The organism is Nostoc sp. C052 (genome assembly GCF_013393905.1).
Taxonomy (GTDB): domain Bacteria; phylum Cyanobacteriota; class Cyanobacteriia; order Cyanobacteriales; family Nostocaceae; genus Nostoc.
On record NZ_CP040272.1, the window covers coordinates 7,264,563 to 7,284,831 of the forward strand.

The window sequence follows — 20,269 nt, forward strand, 5'->3', positions numbered from 1 at the left end:
CACGTAAAAAAATGCCCAATTGTCATTGCGTTCGCCTAGCGTCTCGTTGGCGCAGCCTCTCTACGAGGTGCAACTTGGTGTCAGGCTGAAATTTTTCACCTTACTATTCGTGCAACAACGCCATTTTTGATTTCATTATCAGATTAATTAAACATTAACAAATCCTTAACTTGGCTAATACTTCAAAAAACTAGGCGGAAAATTATTACGGAATTTGAAATTCCCTAACTCTGAAACCTTGTAAAAATGGGAATTAACAATTACTACTCATCTAGGGTGATTGCTAGAACGGCGTTAAATCGTTCTGAATTTATTTTTGCTACATCAGGAGTGATTATAAAGATTTGGTAAAGCAAGATTCAGCCTACTTGCATTGCTTACGTTGTTATTGATTTAATCAAATTTGTGCTTCCCAATAACCAGCAAAATCACGTAAAACCCACTGCAAGCATTTAATACCCGCGCATATTTGTAATCAATATCTGTGAATATATTTCGCTCTGTCTCTTCAATGCTCTCAATGGGTTGATTCTTGGAGTCTTTGATAAATGCTAGGCGAGAGCCATTGCCAAAAGAAGTAGCCCTTGAATTCAGAATTTTTGCAGATTTTTGAAATTACAAGCCATTTTTCCAATTTAGTTACACACAATGAAGAAAACGCTTTTTGGGGTGTTGACGACGGCGATTGTTAGCAATACCCTGATTCCTGGTGTCCAAGCAATCAGTCTCGGAAATACAACTGCCCGCTTTAGTCATGTTCTGATTATTTCGATTGATGGATTGCACAACTCTGATCTATCAGTTGCTAATCTGCAATCTTCTTTGAAAAATATCAAGCGGTTGCAGAGAGAAGGTGTGACATACACCAATGCTTTTACTTCTGCACCATCAGATTCCTTCCCTGGGGAGCTAAACTATATCACTGGTGCTAACCCCGGCACGACTGGTGTATTTTATGATCTATCCTACAGTCGCGCCTTATATGCCCCAGGCACGACTCTTGCCCAAATCGCCGCAGGAACCGCCAAACCAGGTACTGTAGTAGAATTTGATGAAACTAGCGATGCATCTTGGAATAATGGTAAGGGTGGCACTTTGGATGGTGGTCAGGGATTTGATAAAACCCAATTGCCAGTCGATCGCAATGGCAACCCTGTTTACCCCAACCAGTACCTAAAAGTAAACACCATTTTTGACGTAGCTAGCGCGGCAGGACTGCGTACTGCTTGGTCTGACAAGCATCCCGCAGCTTACACCATCCTCGCTGGAAATACACAAGACCCAACGAAGTTTAATTTGGCAACGGGTCGGGTTGGTAGCATTAGCGATTACTCTTCACTAGAAATTAACGCGGCAGTGGCGATTGATCCAACTAAGCCAGGACTTCTCCCTAACACCCTTGGGGCTTTAGTCGATCAATCAACAGGTACTCCTTACTCCAACACCAACCCTAGTATCACGTCTAATTTCTTTAACGACGGGACAAAAGGTAATCCGGCTCTGTTTAAGGCTCCACCTGCTGGTTTTAGCGCCAGCCAGTTCACAAGTGTAGCAACAACCTCAGCCTACGACGATCTCAAGGTTAAGCAGATATTAAACGAGATTGATGGGTTGAACGATTCCGGTACGATCAAAGTAGGCACTCCGGCAATTTTTGGCTTGAATTTCCAAGCTGTCAGCGTCGGCGAGAAAGAAACTGCCTCTCAATTTAATGGTGGCGGAATTGACTCTAATGGCAATGCTCGTCCTGACCTTGTAAGTGCAGTAGCTCACACTGATGCCAGCATTGGTCTGATTTTGGATGAACTGAAAAAGAAAGGATTAGACAGTTCAACTTTGGTGATTTTGACCGCCAAGCATGGGCAAAATCCCGTCAAAGATCCAACTGTTGGTTTGAGTAGTACATTTGATAGTGTTACTGGTGTTGCTGGTGGCGATGGAAACCTGACTGCTATTGCGGCTCTCTTAGTAAGAAACGGCATCCAGATTGCTTCTGAGCGAGGTCAGGATACTTCATCGCTGATCTTCTTGAAAAATCCATCTGATGTCCGAAAAGCAGTAGCTCTGCTGAAGTCCAAAAATTACTCATTTGATAATACGATTGATCCAAATACTGGGGTAGCGTTTTCAACTGAGGATGCTGCTGCTCAGGGGAAGGTATTGTATGGTCAGAGCATCATCAATGCTGGATTGGGAGATCCAAGGACAAGCGATGCCTTCGGCAACATCAGAGACGAACGCACCCCTGATATTATTGTTCCACTCAAAACTGGCTATTTCTTTGGTAAAGCTACCAAAAAGCGTGCAGAGCATGGTGGATTTACTGATGCAGACACTCACGTAGCACTAATTATCGGTAGCACTGGATTTTCCCGAAATCTGCAAGGTAAAACTATCAATCGAACCGTTTCTACCACCCAAATTGCTCCAACGACATTACAGGTTCTAGGTTTAAATCCTCAACGACTGCAAGGTGTTCAGATTGATAGAACTCAGACATTACCACTGGACTGTAGGGACTTGCAAATAGAAAAATACCGAATAGATCAAGAGCGCAGGGAGTACGAGGAATAAAAAACCACTAAATGAAGAAATTGATGTGGTATTTAACACATCAATTTCTAGTAATTCCTGCGCTTAGAGCAAATCGGTGTACCGCAAAGATCGCAAAACTTGTATCTCCTCAAGACTTCGGGATAAGCAATTATTCTGGTTGCCACGATCTACCGAAGGGATGAAGAGAAGATTTGTTGCGAATACATCGCTGCAAAAAAAAGATGATTCGAGTCTTAGAAAATCTGTTTACACAGCATATACAAATATCATGATAGCAATTCAATACTTACAGCATCCAGCAATTACATCTGACTACTCCTCGCCCATAATCAAAATAGCTGATAATTGGAACAAGGATGATAAATGTTCTAATGCAGATCATCTGATTATTTCTGGCAGTACTTATGCGGGTACAGCTAGTACCGTAACTGTTGGTCAGACACTTCCAGGTGGGGGTACAGCGATCGCAAACGGCACTTATCCAGATGTTTTCAACAACGATAAAGTTGATAGCAGTTTTGGCATCACTTCGCCAATCTTCCTCCAGGAAATTACTACTTGTGGCACAGATATCCGTACAATGTACGTTGATCCTAGTGTCATTACTACCAGTTTTCCGTCTAAATCGGAATTAGCCTTAAATCTGACACCCGACGGCAAAGGGCTGACTTTCATGGGTTATGTTAGCCCAATCAATCAGCTCGACGTGTCAAACTCTAATACACCAGGAATTACCGAACCGGGCAACCCTGTAATAACGACTGCCACCTATAGAGCAGTAGCGCAAATCAACTTTGATGATCCACACTTTATCTCTCACGGTTTTCTCACCCCCAAGGTAACTACAACCAACGCATATCCGGGCAACAATGGTCGTGCAGGTATACTAGGTTCAAACGGCTTGTACTACACTGTGGGTAATGCTGGTAATGGCAACGGATCGCCAGCAGTTACAGCTGCGGCGGGTGTGCAGATTGTGATTCCTGGTCAGAACGCAACTGCATCAACTCCTGGCACTAATCAGGTAGGATCGTTCAACATTACTCAATATGGCTACACAGCCGACAAGACTGCTAAAGACAACAATTTCCGAGGCGAGACTATTTTCAATAACACCTTGTATGTAACCAAAGGTAGTGGTGGCAACGGAATTAATACTGTATATCAGGTCGGTAATGCAGGTAGCTTACCAACCCTCGCCAATGCAGCTACTGCACCAATCACCATTTTACCTGGCTTCCCCACGAACCTCGCTAAGACCGGCAAGAACGTGAATGGAACTGTCCAACCCATCTACTATCCCTTTGGTATTTGGTTTGCCAACGCAACCACGCTGTATGTTGCCGATGAAGGCGACGGTGTTGCTGGTGATGCCGCAACCAGCACTACCGCAGGTCTTCAGAAGTGGAGTTTGGTAAACGGCACCTGGCAATTGGACTACGTTTTGCAAAAAGGTTTGAATCTTGGTCAGCAATACAGCATAGCTGGTTTACCTCCTGCTGACAATCCGGCAACAGATGGTCTTCGCAATCTTACAGGTCGAGTCAATCCTGATGGTACTGTCACATTGTATGCAGTAACTTCGACCATTAGCGGTAGCGGCGATCAAGGAGCAGATCCAAACGAAGTGGTTGCCATCACTGATAGACTTTCCTACACAACAGCCGGACAATCTGCATCTGAGCAGTTCCGCCTCATCCGTACCCCCATCTCCGGTCAAGTGCTACGAGGTATATCTTTTGCCCCAATTAACAAGGAGAAAGAGGGGTCTGGGGAGGACTTTAAACCAGAACATTAACCTAATAGTTCACCAACCCAAAATTGATGGGTGGATGCTGGCATAGGTGAAAGGACTTATTTAGAACTGCTACTAGCTTTAGCAGTTCTAAATAATCGGGGAGAATTATGAAAATAAAATTCAATACCACCCATTAGATAAAAATTAAATCGAGTCTATTACTGCGATCGCTCCAAAATCCAATCGAGTAAAATCGGATTGACTAACTCCGGCGCTTCATCCTGCGGACAATGCCCCACTCCCTCTAAAGGAATAAACTTTTCTACTTGCCCAAAGTTAGCTAATTCTCTCCCTAACTTAATTGGTTCCCACGGATCGGCTGTTCCCCACAAGATAATCACCGGACACTGTAACAGTGGTAAAAGGTCTTCTGGTAATGGCCCTGTAGAATAAGAAGTAAAAGCCAGAAACACAGCCCCAGCCCCCGGATCGCTTGCTGGTGAAGTGAGAATATCTACCAACTCATCTGTCACCATCTCAGGATTCGAGTATGCTTGTAGCAGAATTTTCCGCACTGTTTTCGGTTTGGCGAGTTGATTGAAAAAGAAATCACCAACTGCTTTGATAGATAACAGGCGTTGCAGTACAGGCGCTCCGTAACGACGAGACAAAGGTAAAGTTACTCGTTTGCGATCGTGTAACAGTCGTAAAGAACAGTTGAGTAATGCAACTCCCAAGGCAATATCTGGGTTGCTTACTGCTGCCTGCATGGCGACAATACAGCCAATAGAATTTCCCACTAAAAAAGCTGGCTCACCGATAACTTCAGAGCAAAAATCTGCTACTTGCTGTCCCCAGGTTTCTAGTGTATAGGTAATTTTTTTACCAGGTTGAGGTTTGGCGGAAGCGCCAAATCCAATCAAATCGAGCGCATAAACACGGCAATTTTCTGCTAATCCGGGAATATTTTTCCGCCAGTGTCCCCAAGAAGCGCCAAATCCATGTATCAGGACAACAGCGGGTCCTGTGGTTCCTTGGGTTTGATAGCAAATCGGAAAATCTTGCCAAATCCAGGTTTTTGTGGAGGGAAATGCTGTTTTTGAACTTGAGGTTGTCATGGAAAATTTGATGATAACAAGGGTAAAAAGCTTATCGAACAGAATTCAGGGGTCAGAATGGGCTAAACCTTAGCTATCCGCTAACAGAATGAATTCTGTACGAAACGCTGTTCGCGTTCGCCAACGCTTAGAGCGAGTCCGCGTACCCCTACGGGGATCTTGTCTACGCGCGGCGTCTGTCTGGGACACGCTCTGCGAACGTAGAGAGCGTCTTGATTCTGACTCCTGACTTCTAGAATTCTGAATTCTTCTTCAACAGCAGTCAGGCGTAAGTAGAATTGTTTTGAATTTGAATAAAATTTACCAGATTTTCAAAATAAATCTTTTGCTATGGTGATAGCCTATACATATACCATGAAAACTTCTCGGCTGATAACATTAGCATTAAGCTGATAGTTTTATCCAGTATAGAGAGTTTTAATTTGGTTGATAGAGGTGATTTACTCACAGATGAAGATTATGTAAGTATTATGAATCATAAGTTTTGTCATGTGAGTAATATTTTGGCTATTTTTTAGATGTAAGTGAATTAGCATCAGTGCTATATTCAGTAGTTTCACAATTTACGATCGCAAATTTGATCTATAAGATTGGCGAATATGAGGCATCGGCTAAGGGGTGGTTTGCAACTGGAAACTGACGCTGAATTTAACAATATTTTTCTTGTTCCTAGTTCTGCGAGCCAGAAATCATGAATCTACTAGAAACAATCGATACTCCCGTTGGGAGCTACGCACCAGATTTTGAACTGCCCGGAATTGATGGTCAAGTACACCATCTCAGGCGTTATCTTGAAAAGTTCCGAGCAGTCGGCGTTATTTCTATGTGTAACCACTGCCCTTATGTAGAGCGGTATCTAGGCAGGCTAAAAAACATTCAAGCCGAATTTGGCCCCAAAGGCTTCACACTAATTGGACTGAATGGTAGTAATGTTGACTATGATACTAGGTCAAGCTTTGAAAATATGAAAGCTTTTGCCCGGCGTCACCAGTTGAACTTCCCCTACCTGTGGGACTCAACCCAAGATGTGACAGGTAGTTTTGGTGCAAGAAAAACACCAACAGCCTTTCTCATAGATACCAATGGTATAGTCCGCTACAAAGGTAAAATTGATAATCATCCACAAGATGCCTCATCAGTGGGAGAAGATTACTTGAGAACAGCGATCGCTTCTCTGTTTGATGGTCGAGAAATAGATATACCACAAACAGAAGCAATAGGTACTACATTGATTTGGCGTAACTAGACATAGATAGTCCCTGTAACTGTTATCTTAAATTGGAGGCAATTGCAACTTTTTTGATAAAGCGGAACTTCATGGGAACGAATTACCGACGGGTTTTACTCAAACTGAGCGGTGAAGCCTTAATGGGCAACATGGGCTATGGCATTGACCCAGAGGTGGTCAAAGGAATAGCACAAGAATTAGCAGAGGTGATAGCCACTGGTACTCAAATCGCCATAGTTGTTGGCGGCGGCAATATTTTTCGTGGCGTCAAAGCAGCGTCGGCGGGGATGGACAGGGCAACAGCTGACTATATTGGGATGATTGCCACGGTAATGAATGCCATGACGCTGCAAGATTCGCTAGAACGCATAGGAGTGCAGACGCGGGTGCAAACTGCGATCGCTATGCAAGAATTAGCAGAACCGTATATTCGTCGTCGTGCCATCCGTCATCTTGAAAAAGGGCGGGTGGTAATTTTTGGCGCTGGTTCTGGAAATCCCTTCTTTACTACAGATACGACTGCGGCATTAAGAGCAGCAGAAATTGATGCCGAGGTGATTTTTAAAGCCACCAAGGTAGATGGAGTGTATGATGCCGATCCTCATATTTATCCTGACGCCAAGCGTTACAATAGCTTAACCTACGCACACGTTTTAGCCAAAGATTTGCGGGTGATGGATAGTACTGCGATCGCCTTGTGTAAAGAAAATAATATCCCAATTTTGGTCTTTGACCTAACGGTGAGAGGTAACATCCACCGAGCAGTCTTGGGAGAATCCATCGGCACCCTTGTGGGAGGTTCTTGTGAAATTAGCTGAAGCTGAAAGTACGATGCAAAAAACCGTTGAGGCCACTCAACGATCTTTTAACTCAATTCGCACTGGTCGCGCCAATGCGAGCCTATTAGATAAGGTATTGGTGGATTATTACGGTTCGCCCACTTCCTTGAAATCACTGGCAAACATTAGCACGCCAGATGCCACGACGATCTTAATTCAACCCTATGATCGCAGCAGTTTAAATATAGTCGAAAAAGCGATTTCTTTGTCAGATGTCGGTTTAACCCCCAGTAATGACGGTTCCGTGATTCGGCTGAATATTCCACCCTTGACAAGCGATCGCCGTAAAGAACTCGTCAAATTAGCATCTAAGTATGCTGAAGAGGGTCGTGTTAGTATTCGCAACATCCGCCGCGATGCCATAGACGCCATTCGCAAACAGGAAAAAAATGCTGAAATTCCTGAAGATGAAGCACGAGATCAGCAAGATAAATTGCAAAAACTGACAAACAAGTACACTGCCCGAATCGACGAATTACTGGCAGAAAAAGAAAAGGACATTACGACTGTTTAAAGTTTAATGTCTGAAGCATAAAGGCTGAAGAATGATGGATAAATTCTTCAGCCTTTGTCTTACAGCTACGAATTACTGCTAATAATCTGCTTCCACTACTTCTAATGTCAAAATCCCTTTTGGTTTATTCACAACCAACTGCATAATATCCAACCACAGTGAACCAAGCAAAATATCAGGTAGTTGTTCTCCTACATGAACGGGAATGATAAATTCTTTGCCAGCAACAATGACTTTTCCTTCGTATAAATCAAAATACTCTAATCCTCTGGCAGTTTGCATCTCAATCTGAGGTATAACTATCGGCCACTCAATAGCTTCCAAGTCTTGAGAATTAATCGCCAGCCACCCAGATGTAAAACCTGTATCAAGCATTGCTTCAATTTCAAATTGCTCGCCATTAGCTAGAACCAATTGTATTGCAAAGAACAATTCTCCATTGTTACCAAACCTGCCCGCAATCATATCGTGCCGCAGGCTCCTATTTCGTTAAGGCGAAAGATAGTAAGTTTCGCATCTGGATTAGTATATCGCGTGCGAATTTGCTCTAGTAAACCTTCTAGTTTCGGGTCAATTAGGTAATTTTCGCTTTCTGCATCAATAGCGATAAACCAATTGTAATGGTTGTCGATGAGTTGGGGACGAAGGCACTCAAAAATAGTACGACACCTAGCACCCAGTTCTTGACGTTGTGCTTGACGGAGATTTATTTCTTCAGGCGTGACGTTAGATTTCCTCCATTCCCGACTTCGGCTTGTTTTTGATAATTGAGTCATATTGAATCAAAGTCGATTAGAAGCAGTATTTTAATTATTGCGTGTTCGGAGAATTTCGCCTATTAGCATCAGGTTTACCCGACAGGAGGATGGATTACGTTAATTCTGCTTTTACACCTCTAGGACAATATCTGGTGTTTCAGACGTGATGAATCGCGTCTTGCCTATTCCCCATTCCCTATAGGTATAGGTAGGCGCGTTAGCTTAAACTAATTGAGAAGCAAGGATTCAGCAATATGTACGATTGCATCATCGTCGGCGCGGGACCATCTGGTGGAACAGCTGCATATCATTTAGCCAAACAAGGCCGCTCAGTATTAGTGTTAGAAAAAGAATCCCTACCAAGATATAAACCTTGTGGTGGTGGTGTATCTCCAGCGATCGCTCAATGGTTTGACTTTGATTTTAGCCCAGTAATTTCTGTAAAAGCCGACTCCTTTCGCTTTACCTGGAAATTGGGCGATCCGGTGGAAGCAAAAATCCCCACAAAAGAACCAGTCTGGATGGTGCGACGAGATATTTTTGACCATTTCTTAGTGCAGCAAGGACAGAAGCAAGGGGCTGAACTACGAGATAATACGGAAGTAACAGGTATTGAGTTTCAAAGCGACTATTGGCAAGTTAACACAGCTAATGGCCCAGTTACAGGCCGCTACTTAATCGCGGCGGATGGTGTCAAAGGGCCAATGGCAAAATGGCTAGGCTTCAAAGAACGTAAACGCAGTTTAGCAGGAGCTTTAGAGGCAGAAGTTACGGCAACTGTCAAGGATAAATCCACAATGCACATCGAGTTAGGCTTGGTGAAAAATGGCTATATGTGGAACTTTCCGAAGGCGGACGGTTATTCCATTGGTGTTGGTACATTTGTCGGTGGCGAACGCCAAGACTTTAAGAAGATTTTAGATGAGTACGCGCGATCGTTTAATCTAGATATCAAAAGTAGCAAGCAGTATGGTTATCCCATATCTATTTGGGATGGTAATCAAAAACTGCACACCCAAAATGCGGTTTTGGTTGGGGAAGCTGCTTGTGTAGTTGATCCCATGACAGCAGAAGGCATTCGTCCGTCAATTTTTAGCGGTTTAATTGCAGCAGGAGCCATTAATGAGGCACTTTCTGGTAATATCAACGCTTTAGAAAAATATAGCGAAGCCATGAATGAACAATGGGGTACTGAGATGGCTTGGGCGAAAAAGTTAGCCGGAGCGTTTTATCGGTTTTCCAACATTGCTTACCAAGTTGGTGTTAAGCACCCCTCTGCTCCCCAAGTCATGGGTAAGATTATGTGTGGAGAACTGGGCTATGGCGACATTGCCGGTCGTGCCCTCAAGCGTTTAATTTCTGGTTTTGGAGGTTAATTAACTAGACAAATTGCTCAAGCAACTTGTTAAAAGCAGGCAAACTTCCGCCACTGTGTACTAGGCATTTCTCAATATGGCAATTTACTTGACAAAACGGCTATCTGTGTTCGCTAATATTCTTGCTCTTATCCTCTTCATGCCGGGAATTGCCTTCGCTGCACCCGTTCAAATCAATACGACTTCTGGTATTATTTTCGCCCAAACTACTAAAACTGCAAGCTATTCCACCTCGTCGGAAATTAACCTGACTCCTTTACAACGGCAAGAACTTCAGGCTGTGCGTCAGAGAAGAAACAGGGAAATTGAGGCAGTGTTAACCTCATTCCAACGTGCCCAACTTAATCACAATCTCCGCGCTGGTAATAATATCAAGCAAGCGCTAGAAAAAATAAATTTGCAACCAGAGCAGCAAGATTTAGTAAAGGCGATCGTGCAATTTACTAACTTGAAAATGAAGGCTATTTCATCTAGACATTTGCTAAAACTAGGAAATAATTAAAGGCTTAAAATAAGCGATCGCAAGCAGTTTTTATTTTACCTGTCTCATACCAATTTTATCAAAAAATACGATATATCATGAGTTTGAGTCGAATACAGTAAAACCAAACAAATTTAGATTTATAGAATTTTGTTGCAGAATAAAACCCAATCGACTAGATGCTAATTGCCCCTTTTGAATAAAAAGATAAATAAATGGGTATTGTAGCTGAACTTAAGCAAATATCACCTTTAATGTTAGATAAATTTCAAAGAGATTCATCTCTATTGGATATATTTTTTAGTGTTAAGTATTTGCCTGAGTCTTACTTTTGGGAAGAAGCTATTTATGTACCAGGCAACTCAAGGCTGAGTATACAGAAACATTCAGAGGATAAATTTAAAAAATTTAAGTGGGCAGATAACCAACAAAGAGAAGACACAAAAGCAGAGTTTTTGAAGGAGTGGCAAATTTCAGAATTATCTTTAGGAAAATCGTGGCATGAACTCCATTTTTTACTTACTGGATACACACATACAGATAAATTACCTTTTTTAGTAAGTGGAAATTCTCTAAATAATTTACCCCAAATTCCATTGAATAATTGGAGTTTTTTTAAACTAGCTCATAAAATTCTAAATAATCAACGGCATGTAGAACAGTACACGATTCCTACCTTAGATATAGATAATTTGCCCTTAGTAAATGCCATTTTGGGTGGCACAGAAATAGGAAATAAAGAAGGTTATGGCAAACACCGATATTTAACACCTGATGAAGTTAGGCAAGTAGCTAAAGCTTTATCGGAACTTTCAGAAAATGGCTTTATCACAAGATATAAGCAAGAAGAAATTAAACAAGAACGGGTGAGTATCATAGATTGGTCAGAGCCGGAGACAGTAGACTACTTAACAGAATACTACAAAGAAATAGTTGCTTACTACATAGAAGCAACTAATTTGGGAAATGCTATGTTACTTTACTTAACTTAGTTATTTTAATTATTAATGCGATGTACATACAACTTATTTTTAAGTATCTGTAGAGGATAGCAAAATATCACTAAGGGGCAAATAAAGGCAAATCCCTCAATAGTTGCCTAGAGAGGGATTTTGGGGTGAGTGTGGCGTTGATTTTTTGACTGCTAGTTTAAATTATTTGCTTTCTCAACTGCTTCCTTTAACTCTTCAAAGGTAATACTACCGTCTTTGTCCGAATCATACTGTACTAGTAACTCCTGGGGACTAGTGGTATTTGTTTCTGATGAGATGATTGCACTTAAGCCAGGACTTAAAAAAAGATCATTAATGGAGATTTTGCCGTCTCGATCGCCATCTAAGGTATTAAAAAGAGATTGAAGCTCTTGCTCGGTTGTCATAAGTTTCTATCTGAATTGATTTTTCAATTTAATATCTCAAAATCTTGACAAATACGCAAGGAAAGTTAATAAAAAGATTTTATTGGGTGCGGGATGGCGATCAATGTACTTTCGCGTATCAATCTGGACAACAGCAATATCTAGCTCAGGTTCGGAGTATTGGCTCAACTGAATGGGATTTTGCACCCGAACTAAGGCTAGTTTGTGTCATTGTATATTCTCCTGTAGCGATGCCTCCGGCGAGCTACGCCTACGCACGCGCCTCAAAGACAAATATCTTTTACTGCCAACTTTTGCAGCATCTATAATTAATCTTGCCCTATTTAGTTCGTTACCATGTCGGAAGAAGATATCCGAGCCGCCAGGCTGGAGAAAGTAGAACAACTCAAGCAGCTAGGGACTAACCCTTATGCCTATCGTTGGGAATCTACCCATCATGCAGCGCAGTTGCAAGAAAAGTTTGCCGATTTAGTCAGTGGTGAAGAAGTTGATTTAGAAGTTTCCATAGCTGGACGCATTATGGCGCGTCGCGTTTTTGGTAAATTGGCTTTCTTCACTTTGCAAGACGAAACCGGTACAATTCAGCTTTATCTGGATAAAAATCGCATTCAAGAAGGTATGGCAGATATTGATGCCGATGCCTTCAATCACTTAAAACAACTTACAGATGCAGGCGACATCCTGGGAGCCAAAGGTACTATTAAACGGACTGAAAAGGGCGAGTTATCTGTCTACGTTAAACAATATACTATCCTCACTAAATCCCTGTTGCCCCTACCCGACAAATGGCATGGATTAACGGATGTTGCCAAGCGCTACCGTCAGCGTTACGTTGACTTGATTGTAAACCCGGAAGTGCGACAAACTTTCCGCCGTCGCGCTCAAATTACTGCTGGTATTCGTCGCTATTTAGAAGAACGGGATTTTCTAGAAATTGAAACGCCAGTTTTGCAAAGTGAGACTGGGGGTGCAGATGCACGTCCATTTATCACTTACCACAACACTTTAGAAATGGAATTGTATCTGCGAATTGCCACAGAACTCCATCTCAAACGGTTGATTGTGGGTGGTTTTGAAAAGGTGTTTGAATTGGGGCGAGTTTTCCGCAATGAGGGAATTTCAACTCGACACAATCCCGAATTTACGACGATTGAAGTTTACCAAGCCTACGCCGACTACAACGATATGATGGCGCTGACTGAGGGGATTATTACCACTGTCGCCCAAGAGGTACTCGGCACATTGGAAATTACCTACCAAGGGGAACCTATAAATTTAACACCACCTTGGCGACGGGTGACAATGCACGATTTAGTTAAAGAATTTACAGGTTTGGATTTTAATTCATTCCAAAGTTTGGAAGATGCCAAAATAGCAAGTAAAAATGCTGGCATTCCTGGTATCGATGAAGCCCAATCAATTGGTAAGTTACTAAATTTAGCCTTTGAAGAGAAGGTAGAAGCTAATTTAATTCAACCTACCTTTGTAATTGATTACCCTGTAGAAATTTCGCCCTTAGCAAAACCTCACCGTTCTGTGCCTGGTTTGGTAGAACGATTTGAGTTATTTATAGTCGGGCGAGAAACTGGGAATAGCTTCTCAGAACTTACCGATCCGATCGATCAAAGAGAACGTTTTGAAGCACAAGCGGCACGGAAAGCTGCCGGTGACTTAGAAGCCCAAGGTGTAGATGAGGACTTTCTCACCGCTTTGGAATATGGTATGCCGCCTACAGGTGGTTTAGGGATTGGAATCGATCGCTTGGTGATGTTATTAACTGATTGTGCCAGTATTCGGGATGCGATCGCCTTCCCCTTACTCAAGCCAGAAAAATTAGAATCATCCCCAGATTAAGTCTGGGGATTGGGGAAGGTGGGGCCCCCTCTGGGGATAAGGGGTAATGGGGACTGGGGACTGGGTATTGCTTCTCATGTCTCTAATCCCCCAATCCCTACACCACTACTTTTTCTAAGATCAGCTTAGAACGCTTCACTTGATCGGGAATCGCCACGGGGTAATTTCCAGTGAAGCAGGCAGAACAGAAACTATTAGTGTCTTCTCGTGTTGCATCTAACATTCCTTCCCAACTCAGATAGGCGAGGCTGTCTACTTCCAGTTGCTTGGCAATTTCCGCTACTGATTTGGTAGCAGCAATTAGCTGATCCTGAGAATCGGTATCAATGCCATAGAAACAGGGATGAGTTACAGGCGGAGAAGAAATTCGCATGTGTACCTCTATTGCACCTGCATCACGTAAAGTTTTGACTAGTTTACGGCTGGTAGTACCCCGCACAATCGAGTCATCTACGATGATTACTCGTTTACCTGCTAGCACATCTTTGAGGGGGTTGAGTTTCATCCGCAAACCCGATTCCCGCATGGTTTGGGTTGGCTGAATAAAGGTTCGCCCAACGTAGCGATTTTTAATCAGTCCTTCGCCGTAAGCGACACCAGACGCTTGGGAAAATCCAATAGCAGCAGGTATACCAGAATCAGGAACACCAAAGACGATATCGGCATCTACAAAAGATTCTTTAGCTAGCTGGTGTCCTAATCGCATTCGATAGCTGTACAAACTCTCGTTGTGCATGACGCTATCAGGGCGGGCAAAGTAAATCATTTCAAAAATACACAATTTCCGCTCAGATTTTTGACTCCAATGATAAGAAGCTAAACCTTCTTCAGTAATCCAAACTAATTCACCTGGTTCTACATCTCGCAGGTATTCGGCTCCAATAATGTCTAAACCACAAGTCTCAGAAGCCAAAACGTAACGAACTGGATTACCAGCCAAAGTCCCGATTACCAGAGGGCGAATGCCATTAGGATCGCGGACACCCATAACGCCAATAGGAGTGCCAATAACTAAACTAAAGGCTCCCTGGCAACGATTAAATGCCTGAATAGCACCTTCTAGCCAATCTGCGCCCGCATTAATGGCTTCAGCGATCGCAAAAGCGATCATTTCTGAGTCTGTTGTGGTGACTAAGTTACATTTATTCTCAAGCAACTCTTGACGTAGTTGCACAGTATTGACTAAATTACCGTTATGTGCAAGAGCTAATGAACCTAAACGGGTTTCTAGCACTGCTGGTTGAGCATTGACTCTGCGACTAGAACCTGTAGTCGAATAACGAGTGTGACCAACAGCAAGGCTACCGAGCAATTGATCCAAGATGGATTCATTGAAAACTTGAGACACCAAGCCCATATCCTTGTGGAGATGTACTTGTGTACCCTCAAAGGTAGCAATACCAGCTGATTCTTGACCCCGATGCTGGAGGGCATACAATCCAAAGTAGGTCAGTTTAGCAACGTTTTCTCCTGGGGCGTAGATGCCAAAAACACCACAAGCTTCTTCGGGCTTGTCAGGCTGATTTTCATGACTATTGATTGGGTTGTTGGTTGGGTCGGGGTATTCATCCGAAGTGACAGAATGAATAGAAATCATGCTAGCTTTGCTCCTGGTGGGGGGTCAATCAATTTGGGATTTGAGATTGGCGATAGCGGAGCATTAGCGAGTCCGCGTTCGCGTAGCGTCTCGTAGAGAGCGTCTTTTGGATTGATCGCACCATAGTAGGGATGCGGCTTGGGATTTGAGAATGGCTATTTTAGATTTGTTTCGCCTAGTAAGAGCAAAATAGGAACTAGAAGCAATGCCCCCAATCCAAAATCTAAAATCCAAAATCTAAAATCGGTAGTCGGTCACTGGGATTATATAGATGGTGGTAGAGTTCTTAATAAATCTTTAACCATCCATTAAAACAGTAGCGTAATTATGTTCAAGAAAGTTAATAAAAGAGTTAGGAGTTATGCTTTTTATTCCTAACTCCTCACTTTCAACTCCTCACTTCTTCAGGGGTAGTGGTGTGGACGGCGATACGTCTGGCGATCGCATGGGAATAGCGATCGCTCATATCTTCGATACTAACTTTGATTAAGGTTTGGTTATCAGTGGTGAAAACCCCCAAACCCGTTTCAGAATTGCCAACTGTACCTAGTGTTTGCCAATTTTGACCTAGATGTTCCTGTAAATATGATTCCCAAATTTCTTGTTGTGCTGATGCAACAGAAACTAAAATCCTGGCACCACCTTCGGCAAAAAGCACTTCGTCGAGGCGGTTTAATTGGGTTGGTGCTATTTCTAAATTGATTTCGGCACCAAGATTGCCAGCAAGACAACTTTCGGCTATAGCGATCGCCACTCCTCCCTCAGCAGAATCGTGGGCTGAACGTACCCAACCATTACGAATTCCTTCACGACAAACTTTCTGGACACGACGTTCCAAGTCAAAATCTACTCGTGGCGGTTTTCCGGCAACAGTGTTGTGGATAGTGGCTAAGTATTCAGATGCTCCCAAACTGAGTTTAGATGTCAGAGGCAATCCAAGCAGATAAATCACATCGCCGACTGTTTGCCAACCTTGACCACAAATTTTGGTTATATCGGGAATCAAACCTACCATTCCGACAACAGGAGTGGGATAAATGGGTTGTGGAATGCCTTGAGAATCAAAGGTTTCGTTGTACAAAGAGACATTTCCGCCTGTGACTGGTGTCGCCAATTCTCGGCAACCTTCCGCCAAACCGCGACAAGCTTCTGCTAATTGCCAGTAACCAATGGGTTTTTCTGGAGAGCCAAAATTCAGGTTATCTGTCACCGCCAGCGGTTCAGCACCCACACAGCTAAGATTACGGGCTGCTTCTGCCACTACTGCCTTAGCTCCTTCGTAAGGGTCAAGATAAACATAACGAGGATTGCAATCTACTGTGGCCGCCACTCCTGATTTTAGATTTTGGATTGGGGATTTTAGATTGGGGATTTCTTCTAGGGGGCGCAAACGGATAACAGCGGCATCTGCCCCACCTGGCAGTGTTACCGTATTATTTTGTACTTGATGGTCATATTGACGATATACCCAATTTTTAGAAGCGATCGTCGGTGTATCGAGCAAAGTTAAGAGAATATCATTCCAACTTTGCAGGTGTCCTTGGAGTTCTATTCCAGCAGTTGTGGCAGGAGGTAAGCAATCAGCAGTCCATTCCCAAGCTTTGCGCGCATATTCTGGTGGTTCCGTCAATAACTCTCGGTGATACAGTGGGGTATTTTCCGCCAAAGCTTCAGCGGGAATTTCTGCTGCTACTTCACCCTGAAAAAGAATCCGTACAATTGGTTCAGCGATGACTGTACCAGCAACAACGGCTTGAAGTCCCCAACGGTGGAAAATGTCGATTAATTCCTGTTCACGTCCCTTGTGGGCAACAAACAGCATTCGTTCTTGAGATTCCGAAAGTAGATATTCATAAGGAACCATTCCCGTTTCTCTGACGGGAATCTTATCTAAATCAAGTTCAATTCCCACACCGCCTTTTGCTGCCATCTCTGAGGTAGAACAGGTGATTCCTGCGGCTCCCATATCTTGGGCGGCGACAACTGCACCCGTCTTAAACGCCTCCAGACAAGCTTCAATTAAAGACTTTTCCAAAAAAGGATCGCCCACTTGCACCGCAGGGCGATCATCTATGGATTGATCGCTCAATTCTGCACTAGCAAAACTTGCGCCTCCCATACCATCGCGCCCAGTGGTAGAACCAACATACAGCACGGGGTTGCCTAATCCAGATGCTCCAGATTTGACGATTTCTGCTGTTTCCATCAACCCCAGTGCCATAACATTCACTAGAGGATTGCCAGAGTAAGCAGAGTCAAAGTAAACTTCACCGCCAACGGTGGGTACTCCCACACAATTACCATAATGAGAAATTCCTGCCACTACGCCTTGGAAGAGCCTTTGAGTTTTGGCATCTTCAAGGGAACCAAAGCGCAGCGAGTTTAATAGAGCAATGGGACGCGCACCCATTGTAAAGATATCTCTGAGAATGCCTCCTACACCCGTTGCAGCTCCTTGAAATGGTTCTACTGCTGAGGGATGGTTGTGAGATTCAATCTTAAAAGCTAGTTGGAGTCCATCACCTAAGTCTACAACACCAGCATTTTCACCAGGCCCCACAAGAATGCGGGGGCCATCGGTGGGAAATTGTTTGAGTAGAGGCCGAGAATTTTTGTAACAGCAATGCTCTGACCACATCACGCCAAACATTCCTAGTTCAGCTTTGTTGGGATGACGGCCTAGCCGACGGACAATTTCTGCGTATTCTTCTGGTTTAAGACCTTCAGCAGCGATTTCTTGGGGGGAAAAGGCTGGTTTTGAGGTTGCAGTCATGGAAGTAATGCACTCTGGGGGGACAGAGCATTATTCTATCGATTTACTTGCCCTGTAGGTGCAGTTCTAGAAATGCAGATAATTCTTCTTAAGAGTTTGGACGCGATCGCTCTTTTCTGAATATAAGTTCTAATGCTAAAGTAATGCTATCTTCAAGCGGTTTATTTTACCATGAACAGCATTACCATGCAAGTTCCTGATGAGCGTTTGTTGAAGTTGCAAGAAACCGCCAATAACCTTGGTATATCAATAGAAGAATTAGTGCTAATAGGTATTGAAGAAATACTAGATAAACCAAACGCATCTTTCAAAGGTGCGATGAATTACGTACTCAAGAAAAACACTGAATTTTACAAGCGGTTGGCGTGATGCGCTATCTCACCTTAGAAGATGGTCTTGGAACTCTATCATCGCATAGTTGAGCAGTCAGGTGGATCGGCTGGCATTTCCAATATGGGTGGATTGGAATCAGCGATCGCTCAACCACAAATGACTTTTGCTGGTGAGGAACTTTACCCTACAATAGCTGAGAAGGCTTCTGCTCTTGGTTTTTCCCTGATTAAAAATCATCCTTTCATCGATGGTAATAAACGTGTTGGTCACGCTGCGATGGAAGTATTTCTAGTGTTGAATAGTTTTGAGATTAACGCAACGGTGGACAAACAAGAGCAGGTAATTTTACAAGTTGCATCTGGTGAGTTGGGACGGGACGAATTTACCTAATGGCTTCGCAATCAGATAATAGCGAAGCCAGATTTTTCATAATTCATCTGAAAATAGGTTTGTGTTGAGGCGATCGTTTTTTATTAAACCTAACTAAATTCTTGTATCTCCATCCTGGTAAGTATTGGCAAAAGATGGTTACGTAGCTTTTATTACAAGTAAATTTGTTTATTGGATGCAGGAGTAGGACAACCTCAGAATATGCTCAACAGAATTATCCCGACAGTGAGATAGACAAGATGAGCAAAAATTATACACCAAATGCTTTAGTTTTTAAAGATAACTTGATTTTTTAATCTCAGTGAAATTTCTAGCCCCAAAACTTGCATAAATCTAGTGTCACTCAGAGATTATTCGGGTATATGCAGTTTAGATGTAACAATCAAGTGACGAGAATCACACATATCGATGATTATGATCGTCTCTCTGCGATCGCTAACTAGGCATAATTAATGACAACTGAACTCTAGCCGAGTCATTAATAGGGAACACACTTAATTACCGACAGCCTTACTCAAGGACTGTCGGTTTTTTGTATTTGTCATTAGTGAAATGCCGCATACCCATATCTATAAAATATCCCCACAACTGGTTCGTAACTTGACAAAGGTTTTGCCATAGCCACTACCAAATGTGGGGAAGGTATGATCAAATTGGGTATCTTATGCCTAAGTAGACCGAAAGTATACTCCTACAATTCGCACACACTTTGCATTACGACAAAGCTTGAATGATGTAATCAAAGTAAGGTGCTGCTTCGGCAGCGTCTTCCGTACTCAGTAAGCTAAGAGAAGCTGTTTTGAGGGAAGCGATCGCTTCTACCATTCCAGGCACGGGAACACCCAATGAATTGTACATTTCCCGCACACCAATCAAACCGATTTTTTCAATTGGCTCTTTGTCACCGGCAAGCACGCCATAGGTAATTAGGCGTAAGTACCAGCCAAAGTCACGGATACAGAGAGAACGTTGGCGTTCTCCGTAAGCATTACCTCCGGGGGAGATAAAGTCAGGACGCTTCTGCCAAAGTTGTTTGGTTGCTTCCTGAACTATCTTCTTTTCGTTTTCACCTAAAGTAGCTGCAATCCGTGTCCGTTGTACGCCGGTTTGCAAAAAGTCTTTGATATTTTTAAGTTCACCACTGCTGGGATAACGCAGTTCGTCGTCGGCTTTGAGAATAACTTGGCTAATTACAGTCATGATTATTGAAATCACCTGAAATATTATCTGTTAGTTTACCGAGTTGGAGGTACACAAGTGAAGGGATCGGAGTTACTTATGTATTGAATTTATCTGTTTGGGGAGAGTGGGGACTGGGGATTGGGAAAGAAGCAAG

Annotated in this window: 19 protein-coding genes; 12 read left to right on the top strand and 7 right to left on the bottom strand. The window is 43.0% G+C overall.

Annotated features, from left to right (window positions below):
- Positions 1-648 precede the first annotated feature (648 nt).
- Together FD723_RS30000 and FD723_RS30005 are read left to right on the top strand one after the other, a co-directional pair.
- Positions 649-2,574 (top strand): alkaline phosphatase family protein, encoded by a 1,926-nt coding sequence (locus tag FD723_RS30000; RefSeq protein ID WP_256874968.1) that lies wholly within the window; start codon positions 649-651, stop codon positions 2,572-2,574.
- Between the two features lie 250 nt (positions 2,575-2,824).
- Positions 2,825-4,354 (top strand): hypothetical protein, encoded by a 1,530-nt coding sequence (locus FD723_RS30005; RefSeq protein ID WP_218651766.1) that lies wholly within the window; start codon positions 2,825-2,827, stop codon positions 4,352-4,354.
- A gap of 158 nt (positions 4,355-4,512) precedes the next feature.
- Here the strand turns inward: FD723_RS30005 and FD723_RS30010 are convergent, their stop codons facing one another.
- Positions 4,513-5,412: an alpha/beta fold hydrolase gene (locus FD723_RS30010; RefSeq protein ID WP_179068603.1), complete on the bottom strand. Its 900-nt coding sequence runs from the start codon at positions 5,410-5,412 to the stop codon at positions 4,513-4,515.
- Positions 5,413-6,103: 691 nt separating this feature from the next.
- Between FD723_RS30010 and FD723_RS30015 the strand changes: the two genes are divergently transcribed.
- The 3 genes from FD723_RS30015 to frr all read left to right on the top strand — a co-directional run bounded on the left by FD723_RS30015 (position 6,104) and on the right by frr (position 7,993).
- Positions 6,104-6,658 carry a thioredoxin family protein gene (locus FD723_RS30015; RefSeq protein WP_179068604.1) on the top strand — a complete coding sequence of 185 codons (555 nt, stop codon included), beginning with the start codon at positions 6,104-6,106 and terminating at the stop codon, positions 6,656-6,658.
- Positions 6,659-6,729: 71 nt separating this feature from the next.
- Positions 6,730-7,458 (top strand): UMP kinase, encoded by a 729-nt coding sequence (pyrH, locus tag FD723_RS30020; protein ID WP_069074277.1) that lies wholly within the window; start codon positions 6,730-6,732, stop codon positions 7,456-7,458.
- Positions 7,445-7,993: a ribosome recycling factor gene (gene frr, locus FD723_RS30025; RefSeq protein WP_179068605.1), complete on the top strand. Its 549-nt coding sequence runs from the start codon at positions 7,445-7,447 to the stop codon at positions 7,991-7,993. Before pyrH ends, frr begins: the two co-directional genes overlap by 14 nt.
- A gap of 78 nt (positions 7,994-8,071) precedes the next feature.
- Here the strand turns inward: frr and FD723_RS30030 are convergent, their stop codons facing one another.
- Together FD723_RS30030 and FD723_RS30035 are read right to left on the bottom strand one after the other, a co-directional pair.
- Positions 8,072-8,407, bottom strand: coding sequence for an aspartyl protease (locus FD723_RS30030; RefSeq protein ID WP_306297001.1), 336 nt, complete (start codon positions 8,405-8,407; stop codon positions 8,072-8,074).
- Between the two features lie 47 nt (positions 8,408-8,454).
- Positions 8,455-8,769, bottom strand: coding sequence for a hypothetical protein (locus FD723_RS30035; RefSeq protein WP_179068607.1), 315 nt, complete (start codon positions 8,767-8,769; stop codon positions 8,455-8,457).
- A gap of 236 nt (positions 8,770-9,005) precedes the next feature.
- On the opposite strand from FD723_RS30035, the gene FD723_RS30040 reads away from it, so the two are divergent.
- The 3 genes from FD723_RS30040 to FD723_RS30050 all read left to right on the top strand — a co-directional run bounded on the left by FD723_RS30040 (position 9,006) and on the right by FD723_RS30050 (position 11,600).
- Positions 9,006-10,127: a geranylgeranyl reductase family protein gene (locus FD723_RS30040; protein WP_179068608.1), complete on the top strand. Its 1,122-nt coding sequence runs from the start codon at positions 9,006-9,008 to the stop codon at positions 10,125-10,127.
- Positions 10,128-10,203: 76 nt separating this feature from the next.
- On the top strand, positions 10,204-10,629 hold the full coding sequence (locus FD723_RS30045; RefSeq protein WP_179068609.1) for a hypothetical protein: 426 nt from the start codon (positions 10,204-10,206) through the stop codon (positions 10,627-10,629).
- A 194-nt stretch (positions 10,630-10,823) separates the two neighbouring features.
- On the top strand, positions 10,824-11,600 hold the full coding sequence (locus FD723_RS30050) for a DUF1877 family protein (protein ID WP_179068610.1): 777 nt from the start codon (positions 10,824-10,826) through the stop codon (positions 11,598-11,600).
- A 152-nt stretch (positions 11,601-11,752) separates the two neighbouring features.
- Here the strand turns inward: FD723_RS30050 and FD723_RS30055 are convergent, their stop codons facing one another.
- Positions 11,753-11,986 carry an EF-hand domain-containing protein gene (locus tag FD723_RS30055; RefSeq protein WP_179068611.1) on the bottom strand — a complete coding sequence of 78 codons (234 nt, stop codon included), beginning with the start codon at positions 11,984-11,986 and terminating at the stop codon, positions 11,753-11,755.
- Between the two features lie 44 nt (positions 11,987-12,030).
- On the opposite strand from FD723_RS30055, the gene FD723_RS30060 reads away from it, so the two are divergent.
- Positions 12,031-12,294: a hypothetical protein gene (locus FD723_RS30060; protein ID WP_179068612.1), complete on the top strand. Its 264-nt coding sequence runs from the start codon at positions 12,031-12,033 to the stop codon at positions 12,292-12,294.
- A gap of 28 nt (positions 12,295-12,322) precedes the next feature.
- Positions 12,323-13,840, top strand: a complete 1,518-nt coding sequence (lysS, locus tag FD723_RS30065) for a lysine--tRNA ligase (RefSeq protein WP_179068613.1) — start codon at positions 12,323-12,325, stop codon at positions 13,838-13,840.
- A 97-nt stretch (positions 13,841-13,937) separates the two neighbouring features.
- Here lysS and purF read toward each other — a convergent pair whose 3' ends face one another.
- Together purF and purL are read right to left on the bottom strand one after the other, a co-directional pair.
- A complete protein-coding gene (purF, locus tag FD723_RS30070; RefSeq protein ID WP_179068614.1) occupies positions 13,938-15,437 on the bottom strand; it encodes an amidophosphoribosyltransferase in 1,500 nt (499 codons plus the stop codon).
- A gap of 388 nt (positions 15,438-15,825) precedes the next feature.
- Complete coding sequence (gene purL, locus FD723_RS30075; protein WP_179068615.1) at positions 15,826-18,210, bottom strand: phosphoribosylformylglycinamidine synthase subunit PurL; 2,385 nt, start codon at positions 18,208-18,210, stop codon at positions 15,826-15,828.
- Between the two features lie 171 nt (positions 18,211-18,381).
- Between purL and FD723_RS30080 the strand changes: the two genes are divergently transcribed.
- Both FD723_RS30080 and FD723_RS30085 read left to right on the top strand, forming a co-directional pair.
- On the top strand, positions 18,382-18,579 hold the full coding sequence (locus FD723_RS30080) for a DNA-binding protein (RefSeq protein ID WP_179068616.1): 198 nt from the start codon (positions 18,382-18,384) through the stop codon (positions 18,577-18,579).
- Positions 18,580-18,600: 21 nt separating this feature from the next.
- On the top strand, positions 18,601-18,933 hold the full coding sequence (locus tag FD723_RS30085) for a type II toxin-antitoxin system death-on-curing family toxin (RefSeq protein WP_256874969.1): 333 nt from the start codon (positions 18,601-18,603) through the stop codon (positions 18,931-18,933).
- 714 nt (positions 18,934-19,647) lie between these two features.
- Here the strand turns inward: FD723_RS30085 and FD723_RS30090 are convergent.
- Positions 19,648-20,133, bottom strand: a complete 486-nt coding sequence (locus FD723_RS30090; RefSeq protein ID WP_179068617.1) for an allophycocyanin subunit alpha-B — start codon at positions 20,131-20,133, stop codon at positions 19,648-19,650.
- Between the last annotated feature and the right edge of the window lie 136 nt (positions 20,134-20,269).

Coding starts and splice junctions, on each gene's coding strand:
- FD723_RS30000 (WP_256874968.1), top strand. CDS start 649: ATGAAGAAAACGCTTTTTGGGGTGTTGACGACGGCGATTGTTAGCAAT.
- FD723_RS30005 (WP_218651766.1), top strand. CDS start 2,825: ATGATAGCAATTCAATACTTACAGCATCCAGCAATTACATCTGACTAC.
- FD723_RS30010 (WP_179068603.1), bottom strand. CDS start 5,412: ATGACAACCTCAAGTTCAAAAACAGCATTTCCCTCCACAAAAACCTGG.
- FD723_RS30015 (WP_179068604.1), top strand. CDS start 6,104: ATGAATCTACTAGAAACAATCGATACTCCCGTTGGGAGCTACGCACCA.
- pyrH (WP_069074277.1), top strand. CDS start 6,730: ATGGGAACGAATTACCGACGGGTTTTACTCAAACTGAGCGGTGAAGCC.
- FD723_RS30035 (WP_179068607.1), bottom strand. CDS start 8,769: ATGACTCAATTATCAAAAACAAGCCGAAGTCGGGAATGGAGGAAATCT.
- FD723_RS30040 (WP_179068608.1), top strand. CDS start 9,006: ATGTACGATTGCATCATCGTCGGCGCGGGACCATCTGGTGGAACAGCT.
- FD723_RS30045 (WP_179068609.1), top strand. CDS start 10,204: ATGGCAATTTACTTGACAAAACGGCTATCTGTGTTCGCTAATATTCTT.
- FD723_RS30050 (WP_179068610.1), top strand. CDS start 10,824: ATGGGTATTGTAGCTGAACTTAAGCAAATATCACCTTTAATGTTAGAT.
- FD723_RS30055 (WP_179068611.1), bottom strand. CDS start 11,986: ATGACAACCGAGCAAGAGCTTCAATCTCTTTTTAATACCTTAGATGGC.
- lysS (WP_179068613.1), top strand. CDS start 12,323: ATGTCGGAAGAAGATATCCGAGCCGCCAGGCTGGAGAAAGTAGAACAA.
- purF (WP_179068614.1), bottom strand. CDS start 15,437: ATGATTTCTATTCATTCTGTCACTTCGGATGAATACCCCGACCCAACC.
- purL (WP_179068615.1), bottom strand. CDS start 18,210: ATGACTGCAACCTCAAAACCAGCCTTTTCCCCCCAAGAAATCGCTGCT.
- FD723_RS30080 (WP_179068616.1), top strand. CDS start 18,382: ATGAACAGCATTACCATGCAAGTTCCTGATGAGCGTTTGTTGAAGTTG.
- FD723_RS30085 (WP_256874969.1), top strand. CDS start 18,601: ATGGTCTTGGAACTCTATCATCGCATAGTTGAGCAGTCAGGTGGATCG.
- FD723_RS30090 (WP_179068617.1), bottom strand. CDS start 20,133: ATGACTGTAATTAGCCAAGTTATTCTCAAAGCCGACGACGAACTGCGT.